Origin of the sequence: Steroidobacter sp. (assembly GCF_016790065.1) — a bacterium.
Taxonomy (GTDB): domain Bacteria; phylum Pseudomonadota; class Gammaproteobacteria; order Steroidobacterales; family Steroidobacteraceae; genus Steroidobacter.
The window spans coordinates 1-9,033 of the sequence record NZ_JAEUPY010000346.1 but is presented as its reverse complement, the minus strand read 5'-3'; the positions used below and the strand labels follow the sequence as shown (position 1 = coordinate 9,033).

Annotated in this window: 7 protein-coding genes and 2 pseudogenes; 8 read left to right on the top strand and 1 reads right to left on the bottom strand. The window is 61.8% G+C overall.

Features of this window, described 5'->3' with window-relative positions:
* The 7 genes and pseudogenes from rpsA to gabT all read left to right on the top strand — a co-directional run.
* Nucleotides 1-1,512, top strand: a 1,512-nt coding sequence (rpsA, locus tag JNL55_RS14305; RefSeq protein WP_293854291.1) for a 30S ribosomal protein S1, incomplete at its 5' end; no start/stop codon positions are given.
* 94 nt (nucleotides 1,513-1,606) lie between these two features.
* Nucleotides 1,607-1,924: pseudogene (locus tag JNL55_RS14300) on the top strand (integration host factor subunit beta); the annotation flags it as partial.
* Between the two features lie 35 nt (nucleotides 1,925-1,959).
* Nucleotides 1,960-2,250, top strand: coding sequence for a lipopolysaccharide assembly protein LapA domain-containing protein (locus JNL55_RS14295; RefSeq protein WP_293854288.1), 291 nt, complete (start codon nucleotides 1,960-1,962; stop codon nucleotides 2,248-2,250).
* Nucleotides 2,240-3,445, top strand: a complete 1,206-nt coding sequence (locus tag JNL55_RS14290; protein WP_293854285.1) for a lipopolysaccharide assembly protein LapB — start codon at nucleotides 2,240-2,242, stop codon at nucleotides 3,443-3,445. The genes JNL55_RS14295 and JNL55_RS14290 overlap by 11 nt, the downstream gene beginning before the upstream one ends.
* 154 nt (nucleotides 3,446-3,599) lie before the next feature.
* Complete coding sequence (locus JNL55_RS14285) at nucleotides 3,600-3,914, top strand: ComEA family DNA-binding protein (protein ID WP_293854282.1); 315 nt, start codon at nucleotides 3,600-3,602, stop codon at nucleotides 3,912-3,914.
* Between the two features lie 146 nt (nucleotides 3,915-4,060).
* The gene (gene galU, locus JNL55_RS14280) at nucleotides 4,061-4,957 is read left to right on the top strand and encodes a UTP--glucose-1-phosphate uridylyltransferase GalU (RefSeq protein WP_293854279.1); all 897 of its coding nucleotides are present in this window, start codon (nucleotides 4,061-4,063) and stop codon (nucleotides 4,955-4,957) included.
* Between the two features lie 69 nt (nucleotides 4,958-5,026).
* Nucleotides 5,027-6,337 carry a 4-aminobutyrate--2-oxoglutarate transaminase gene (gene gabT, locus JNL55_RS14275; protein WP_293854276.1) on the top strand — a complete coding sequence of 437 codons (1,311 nt, stop codon included), beginning with the start codon at nucleotides 5,027-5,029 and terminating at the stop codon, nucleotides 6,335-6,337.
* On the opposite strand, the gene JNL55_RS14270 is transcribed toward gabT, so the two are convergent.
* The gene (locus JNL55_RS14270) at nucleotides 6,287-8,293 is read right to left on the bottom strand and encodes a S8 family peptidase (RefSeq protein ID WP_293854271.1); all 2,007 of its coding nucleotides are present in this window, start codon (nucleotides 8,291-8,293) and stop codon (nucleotides 6,287-6,289) included. The two genes, gabT and JNL55_RS14270, sit on opposite strands and share 51 nt — an antisense overlap.
* Before the next feature lie 390 nt (nucleotides 8,294-8,683).
* Here JNL55_RS14270 and JNL55_RS14265 point away from each other — a divergent pair.
* A pseudogene (locus JNL55_RS14265) lies at nucleotides 8,684-9,033 on the top strand (cyclic nucleotide-binding protein); the annotation flags it as partial.

The following is a 9,033-nucleotide window of genomic DNA, read 5'->3' as shown; positions in this document are numbered from 1 at the left end:
GACCGCGGCGAAATCGAAGTTCAAGTCGGCGATGATGTCGAAGTCGCACTCGACAGCGTCGAAGACGGCAATGGCGAAACGCGCCTGTCGCGCGAAAAAGCCAAGCGCGCCCGCACCTGGTCGCGTCTCGAGCAGGCGTTCGAGAAGCAGGAAATCGTCAAGGGCATCATCAATGGCCGCGTCAAAGGCGGCTTCACTGTCGAAATCGACTTCGTCCGCGCGTTCTTGCCGGGCTCGCTGGTCGACGTTCGTCCGGTGCGCGATCCCTCGTATCTCGAAGGCAAGACTCTCGAGTTCAAAGTCATCAAGCTGGACCAGAAGCGCAACAACGTGGTCGTGTCGCGTCGTGCGGTGGTCGAGCAGGAATACAGCGCCGAGCGTTCGGAGCTGCTGGAAAAGCTGCAGGAAGGCGCAGTGGTCAAGGGCACGGTCAAGAACCTCACCGATTACGGTGCGTTCGTCGACCTGGGCGGCATCGACGGCCTCTTGCACATCACCGACATGGCCTGGAAGCGCGTCAAGCATCCTTCGGAAGTGGTCACCGTCGGCGACGAGATCGACGTGCGCATCCTGAAGTTCGATCGCGAACGTCAGCGCGTCAGCCTCGGCATCAAGCAGCTGGGCAACGATCCGTGGCAGGCCATCGGCCGTCGTTACCCGACCGGCACGCGTCTGTTCGGTAAGGTCACCAACATTGCCGACTACGGCTGCTTCGTGGAAATCGAAGAAGGCGTGGAAGGCCTGGTGCACGTGTCCGAAATGGATTGGACCAACAAGAACGTGAACCCCTCCAAGGTCGTGCACATCGGCCAGGAAGTGGAAGTCATGGTGTTGGACATCGACGAGGAGCGTCGTCGTATCTCGCTGGGCATCAAGCAGTGCCAGTCGAATCCTTGGAAGGACTTCGGCGACAACTCGAACCGCGGCGACAAGGTCAGCGGCCAGATCAAGTCGATCACCGATTTCGGCATCTTCATCGGTCTGTCGGGCGGCATCGACGGCCTGGTGCACCTGTCCGATATCTCCTGGGATATCCCGGGCGAAGAAGCAGTGCGTAACTACCAGAAGGGTCAGCAGGTCGAAGCCATGGTGCTGTCGATCGATCCGGAGCGCGAGCGCATTTCGCTGGGCATCAAGCAGCTGGCGAAGGATCCGTTCTCGACCTGGATCGCCGAGCATCCGAAGGGCACCATCGTCAAAGGCACGGTGCGCGAAGTCGACGCCAAGGGTGCGATCATCGACCTGGGCGGCGGCGTGGAAGGCCACCTGCGCGCTTCCGAGCTGTCTCGCGATCGCGTCGAAGACGCACGTACGGTGCTGAAGGTCGACCAGGAAGTGGAAGCCCGCTTCACCAACGTCGACCGTAAGAGCCGCACGATTGCTCTGTCGATCAAGGCCAAGGAAATCCACGAGGAAGCCGAAGTGGTATCCAACTACCGCACCAACGAGTCCTCGGCCGGCACCAGCCTGGGCGATCTGCTGAAGGAGCACATCGGAGGTCAGGATAATTAACCTGCCCCCACATGATTGTGGCGTGACAATCAGCGGTACGGCGGTGGCTTCGGCCATCGCCGTGCCTGTCACGGCTTAGTTTCGTGCAAGAACAACAACGGGCCCGAGCATGACCAAATCGGAACTCATCGAGCTCATTGCAGCCAAACAAAAACATCTGCCTGCCAAGGACGTCGAACTGGCAGTGAAACAGGTGCTGGAGATCATGAGCGATGCCCTGGCCCAGGGCGGGCGCATCGAGATCCGTGGCTTTGGCAGCTTTTCGTTACATTTTCGGCCGCCGCGTCAGGGCCGCAATCCCAAGACCGGCGAAACCGTGGCGTTGTCTGGCAAATATGTGCCGCACTTCAAGCCCGGTAAGGACCTGCGCGAGCGGGTCAATGACGGCGCGGACAGTCCCATCCGGGACTGATGAATTGCCGCAGCCTGCCGTAGACTAGGGACCCCATGTCCCGCGTCGTTTTCTATTTCACCGTTGCTCTAGCCGCACTGGTGGCGCTGTTCGTCAGCGCCATGAACGTCGACCGTGTCGAAGTGGAACTGGCGTTCCTGAAGATCGCCACGCCGTTGGGTCTGGCGCTGGTGGTGGCGTTCGTCGCCGGGCTGGTGGCCGGCTTGATCTGGCGGGTGTATTGGGTAGCCGAGCTGCTCAATGAACGCGGCCGGTTACGGCGCGCTTTGCGCCTGGCCGAACAGCGTGCCAGGACGGCCTCGGCCACAGGGGACAATGCCCGCTGATCCGCCCTCGTTACTGCTGATCGTCGCGCTGTTCGTCGCCGCAGCCGCAGGCTGGCTGTTCGGTCGCTATTGGCCCCCCTATCGACCTGGATCGCGCGCTGCTGGCGAACCCGACCAGAACAAACTCTCCGAAGAATATTTCCGCGGCTTACGCTTCCTGCTGGACGAAGAGCCCGACAAGGCGCTGGAAGTGTTCTTGCGCATGGTCGATGTCGATAACGACACCGTCGAAACCCATTTCACACTGGGCAATCTGTATCGGCGCCGGGGCGAAGTAGAGCGGGCCATCCGCGTACACGAAAACATCATGGCGCGGCCGTCGTTGAGCGACGAGCATCGCTTGCATGCGATGTTCGCACTCGGCGAGGATTTCTTTCGGGCCGGTCTGTTCGATCGTGCCGAACGTTTGTTTTTACAGCTGGCCGACGGCGGCGGCCGGCACGTGCCGGCGTTACGATATTTGTTACGCATCTACGAGCAGCAGCGCGATTGGGAGCAGGCCATCGCGGCGCATCGCCGGCTCGTTGCCGTAGCTTCTCCCGAACATCCGACGGCGATTGCTCACTATCACTGCGAGCTGGCCGAACAGCTGCGGGCTGCAGGTGATTTCGACGGAGCGCGCGAGCAGCTTCATCTCGCGCGTGAGGCGCAACGTAACTTTCCTCGCGGCGCCTTGATTCGTGCCGACATTGCGCTCGACATGAATCAGCCTGAACTCGCGGCGTTGCTCTGCCAGCGCGCGGTCGAGTTACATCCGAAATTATTGACGCTGGCTTTGCCGCGCGTGATGCGAGCCATGCGCGGCACCGATGCAGGCGAGATCGAACGACGTTTTCGCGCTTGGATGCGGCCGGATCCGGTGGCTCGCGCCGAGCTGGCTTATTCGGCAGTCGTCGCGGGTCTGGAACAAGAGGCGTTCGTGAGTGAGTGTTTGCCCGATTTGCTGCGCGAAGATCCGACGCTCGGCGAGATCATCAATGCGACCAGCGGCGACCCATCGCAGCTGACTGCCGAGCAACGCACGGCATTGGCGACCGCGCTCGGTCGAATACTCCGACGCACACAACGCTACCGCTGCGTCGACTGCGGTTTCGCCAGCGCCTCGCATTTCTGGCAATGCCCGGGTTGCCGTAGCTGGGATGCGTTCGCGCCCGTGGCCTTACTCGACCTCACGCCGGGCATGCATCGGCGCTAAGCATGTTTCGGCGTGCGCCAGACGCCGATTAATCGGGCAATTCGCCCAGATTTGCAGCGCTCCGGGCCCGCTGCTGCCGTCGACAATCTGCGACGACGGAGGCTTGCGATCCGTCATCCAAATCATTCGAAGCAGATCATTCAAGGAGAGAATCATGTCGAGTCAGCGAACCCCACGACAGACCGTGCGACGCGCGTTGCAATTGTTGATAGCCACATTGTTGCCGGCGGCAGTGTGGGCCGGCCCGGTGGACATCAACACTGCCGACGCCGCCACCATTGCCAAGGAGCTGCAGGGCATCGGCCTGAGCAAGGCGCAGGACATCGTCGCCTACCGCGACAAGAACGGCGCCTTCAAGAACGCCGAAGACTTGCGCAAGATCAAGGGCATCGGTGCCAAAACCTTGGAACGAAACCGCGCCAATATCCGTATGGATTCGGCGACAGCGGAGTCTCGCAAAGGGCGTTGAGCGCGTAATTGCGTGAGTTGTGGCCCGGTCACCCCCCAAGTGAGCCAGAAGTCACCGGTGACCGGGCCTTTGTCACCCCTCAAGCCCAGGCCGCTTGCGATATCATCGCTGTCCGCACCCTTTAGGCATTACCGCGGAGATGTGCAGTGGCGAAAGAGACGAATGCAATCAGGACAGCAGTTTTTCCGGTGGCGGGGCGCGGTACGCGCTTCTTGCCGGCTACCAAGGCAAGCCCGAAGGAGATGTTGCCGATCGTCGACAAGCCACTGATCCAATATGCCGCTGAAGAGGCGCTCGCCGCCGGCGCGCGCAAGCTGGTGTTCATCACCGGCAGCTCCAAGCGTGCCATCGAAGACCACTTCGACACCGATCATGAGTTGGAAGAGGCGCTGGAAGCGCAGGGCAAGGCCGACTTGCTCAAGGCGCTGAAGGACATCGTGCCGTCGTGGGCCAGCTGCATTTACATTCGTCAGCCGTCGCCGCTCGGTCTCGGTCACGCCGTGTGGTGTGCCAAGCCGGTGGTGGGCGACGAACCTTTCTTCGTGCATCTCGCCGACGACTTGATCGACGCGCCGACGCCTTGCCTGCGTCAGATGGCTGAAGTGCATGCGTCGCGTGGCGGCAGTGTGCTCGGTGTCGAAACCGTGCCGCGCGCCGAAACGGACAAGTACGGCATCGTCGCCACCGACGAGCGTGAAGGCCGCATCAGCAACGTGAAACAGATCGTCGAAAAGCCGCGTCCGCAGAATGCGCCGTCGACGCTGGCGGTGGTCGGTCGCTATCTGTTGTCGCCGACGATTTTCGCCAAGCTCGAGAACACCGGCCGTGGCGCCGGCGGCGAGATTCAACTCACCGACGCGATCGCCGATCTGCTCGGCGAAGAGCCGGTGTACGCCTACGAGTTCGAAGGCAAGCGCTACGACTGCGGCAGCAAGCTCGGTTATTTGCAAGCCACGGTCGAGTACGGCCTGAAGCACGAGAGTCTGGGCACCAAGTTCCAGGACTACTTGCGCAATCTCGCTACCACGCTGCCTCCCAAGTAGTCACCGGCCCAGTCATCATCGGCCCAGTCATCACCGGCCAAGTCGTCATACCGCCCGAGTGTCATAGCTATGTCAGCCAACTCAGACCTGCACAATCGACGCAACGCTGCGCTCACCAAAGGCATGTCCACCATGCTGCCCGTCTATATCGAGAAGGGGCAGAACGCGGAATTGTGGGACGCCGACGGCCGTCGCTTCATCGATTTCGCCGGCGGTATCGCGGTGTTGAACACCGGCCATCTGCATCCGCACGTCAAGGCTGCAGTGCTGAAGCAGCTCGATGCTGGCTTCACGCATACGTGCGTGATGATCACGCCGTATCGTGTAGCCATCGAGTTGGCTGAGAAGCTCAACGCGCTGGCGCCGGGCCCGACGCCGAAGAAGACCATGCTGGTGACTACGGGCGCGGAAGCTGTGGAGAACGCGGTGAAGATCGCGCGTGCTCACACTGGCCGTTCTGCTGTGATCGCCTTCGGTGGCGGCTTCCACGGTCGCACGTACATGGCGATGGCGCTGACCGGCAAGGTGTCGCCGTACAAGGTGGGCTTCGGTCCGTTCCCGGGCGACGTTCATCACGTGCCGTATCCGATTCCTTACCACGGCGTGTCGTCGGAAGACAGCTTGGCCGCGCTCGAACAGCTGTTCAAAGTCGCTGTCGAGCCGTCACGCGTTGCGGCCATCATCATCGAGCCCGTGCTCGGCGAAGGCGGTTTCTATGCGGCGCCGGTCGAGTTCATGAAGGCACTGCGTGCGCTGTGTGATAAGCATGGCATCGTGCTCATCGTCGATGAGATTCAGACCGGCTTTGCTCGTACCGGCAAGATGTTTGCTATCGAACACTACGGCGTCGAGCCCGATCTGATGACCATGGCCAAGAGCTTGGCCGGCGGCTTTCCGCTGGCGGCGGTGGTCGGCAAACAGCAGATCATGGATGCTCCGATCGCTGGCGGTTTGGGCGGCACCTACGCAGGCTCAGCGGTGAGCTGCGCTGCTTCGCTGGCCGTGATCGAAGTGATGGAGAAAGAAAAGCTGCCAGCACGTGCCGTGCACGTTGGCGATCTGCTGACTCAGCGCTTGCGCAAGCTGCAGGGTGAGTTCACCTGCGTCGGCGAAGTGCGTGGCTTGGGCGCGATGGTGGCGATGGAACTGGTCCGGAATCGCGACCCGCATGCGCCCGATGCGGATCTCACCAAGGCGCTGGTTCAGCGCGCTGCGGCCAACGGCCTGGTGCTGTTGTCGTGCGGTGTGTACGCCAACGTGATTCGTTTGTTGGTGCCGCTGACCGCGTCCGATGCCTTGATCAACGAAGGCATGGACATCATCGAAAAATCACTTCGGGAAGTGCTGGCGGCGTCGGCGCCGGTGGCTGCCACGGGCTGAGTCGTCATTTGAGTCTTCGGGGGTGCTCGCCGTTTTACGACGGCGAGGCCCCGGTAGTGCCAGCGGCAACAAGCCCAGCACCAACAACCACCAATCGAAGCTACCGCCACCACCGCCGGAACCGATCTGCGTAGTGGGCGGTGTCGTGGGTGTTTCCGGCGCCGTTGCGGTGACCATCGCGAAGTCGGTGTCATCGGTCACCCCGGCATCGTCGGTGACTCGCAGTCGCAGAGTGAAGCGACTATTTCCTGCCACTTGTAATGTCGTCGTCGCGGCTGCCGCGTCGGTGATGGTCGGCGTCGCGCCCGTGACGCTCAGAATGCTCCACTGATAGCCAGTGATGGAGTGGCTCGGCGCTGCGAAGCTGGTGCTGCCGCTGATGTTCACGGCCACGTTCGGATTGATGGTCGCGGTCGAAGTCACGATGCCGAAAGGTTTCAGTGCGGCGTTCACGGCTGCCAAGGTATTGAGCGTGCCGGCACCGCAAGTCACCGTGGTGCAGATACATTCCTCACCTTGTACGAAGTTGGTCGGCACTCGACAGATGGAGTTGGTGGTGGCGCTCGACGTGGGGAATGCCGTGGCCGATTCCTGTAACAACGTAGTGAATTGGTCGGGTTTGAGCTGCGGATTCACCGAATGCATCAATGCCGCGGCACCCGCCACCAACGGCGCCGAGAAACTGGTGCCGAAGTTCGGGTTGCTGACGCGGTCGCTGTAGGTGGACGTCACGGGCACGGTGGTGCCGCTGTCGAGAGCCACTTGCAAGGCATAGACGCACGGCGAAGCGTCGGAGAACGGCGGGCCGTTATTGACGCAGTTACCGGCAGGCGCGGCGATGTCGGCGCCAGCGCCGAGATTGCTGTAACCGACCTTGGTGCCCACATGACGAACGCCGCTCACGCCAAGCACATTGGAGCAGTTGGCCGGCGTGCCGACCGGGATACCGTCATTGCCTACTGACGCCACGATCAGCGCGCCTTGCGCGGTGATTTCGTCGACGGCGCTCTGATAAGCAGCGCTGCAATCGTCGTCGCCACCCAGGCTCATGTTGAGGATGTTGGCTGGAGTCGGATTGGCCGGGACGCCGTCCACCGTCAGGCCGGCCGCCCAGCGCATGCCGTCGATGATGTCGGAGTCGAAGCCACCGCATTTGCCGAGCACGCGCACCGGCAGGATTCGTGTCTCCCAGCCGGCGCCGGCCATGCCTGCACCGTTGTTGGCCGCAGCGCCGATCAGGCTGGAAACCCGCGTACCGTGCCACGAGCTGGAAGTGTTGGAGCAGTTGGCGAACACCGTCTGGCTGCGATCGGCGGCGACGATCCAGTCGCCCGGATCAGTTGGATCGCTGTCGCGGCCGTCGCCGTCGTTGGCCACGGCGGCGTTGGAAACGAAGTCGTAACCCGGCAGCAGCTTGCTGGTGACCAGATCGGCCTTGACGAAGTCGGGGTGCTCCATGCGCACGCCGGTATCGAGCACGGCGACCACGGTCGCGCTGCTACCGGTGGTGATGTCCCAGGCCTGATCGGTCTTGGTGGCGGCGGCTTCCGCGCTCAGGAAATACCATTGATTGAGAGCCAGCGGATCGGTCGGGATTTGCTGGATCTGCCGGCGTTTGTCGGCCACTGCGAAGGCAACGTCCGTATCGGCATTGAGCCGCTCCAGCACTGCTTTGAGCTCGCTGCCGCTCAGCTCGCGGTCCAGCTTGAAGACATCGGTATTGGCGGTACTACGCCGCTGGTGTTTGATGTTCAGGCCGGCGCTGGCCGATACCTTGCCGGCGCGCTGGACCGAGGAGGCCGCCAGCGTGCTTTTGGCGCCGCTGCGCCATTGGACGATGATTTGATCGGTCTGCGCCGGAGCCTGGGAGCGCACCGGACCCTGATATTCCCGCGATTGTCCCAGCGCCGGCACGGCGATGAGCGCGGACAACACGACGGTAACCAGTCTCTTCATTGGGAATCCCTTGCGACTTCATCCTGAAGTTTACGTCGCCCCTAACCAGAAGGTAAGCAGCGCGGTCTCACACGGTCCGCTGCCCTGAGAACGCCGGCTGCGATCAAAACACGCGCTTTGTGTACAGCCGATGAATGTTTCGGCTGGGGGACCGGCGCATCCAATCGGTGCTCCAACGCGAATCGCACTCCAGTCTGTCACTGCCATGGTCCTCAACTGTTCGCCTGAACAAACGTCCTGGATTCCGTGACGTAGCGCACAGTAGACACCTTGCGAGCGTCGCTGCCCGGTCGGTAGCATCCGTCGCGAATTTAACAAATAAATTCGGCGGGATGGCAGCGAGTCGCTAGCAAAGCAAGGAGGAGCAAGTGCGAGCGCATTTGTTTCTGCATGTACCAAATCGCAATCATCGGCGCAGGTCCAGCGGGCCTGAGCGCAGCGGCACGCGCCGCTGCGCGTGATCGACAAGCGAAGCGTAGTAGCCCTGGTTATATACTGTTAGAAGGCTTCAACGCACACGCCAAGACCATCCAGCGTTACCAGAAAGGTAAGCATGTGATGGCCGAGCCTGGTTTCCTGGATCTGCGTAGCGATCTGGGTTTCGCCGCCGGCAGCCGCGAGAAAATTCTGTCGGCGTGGGGCGACGGTTTAAACACTCTGGCCGTCAACATTCGGCACCACGCCGAAGTCCGCAAAATCAGCGGCAGCAAAGGCGCATTCCTGATTCAACTTGCCAGCGG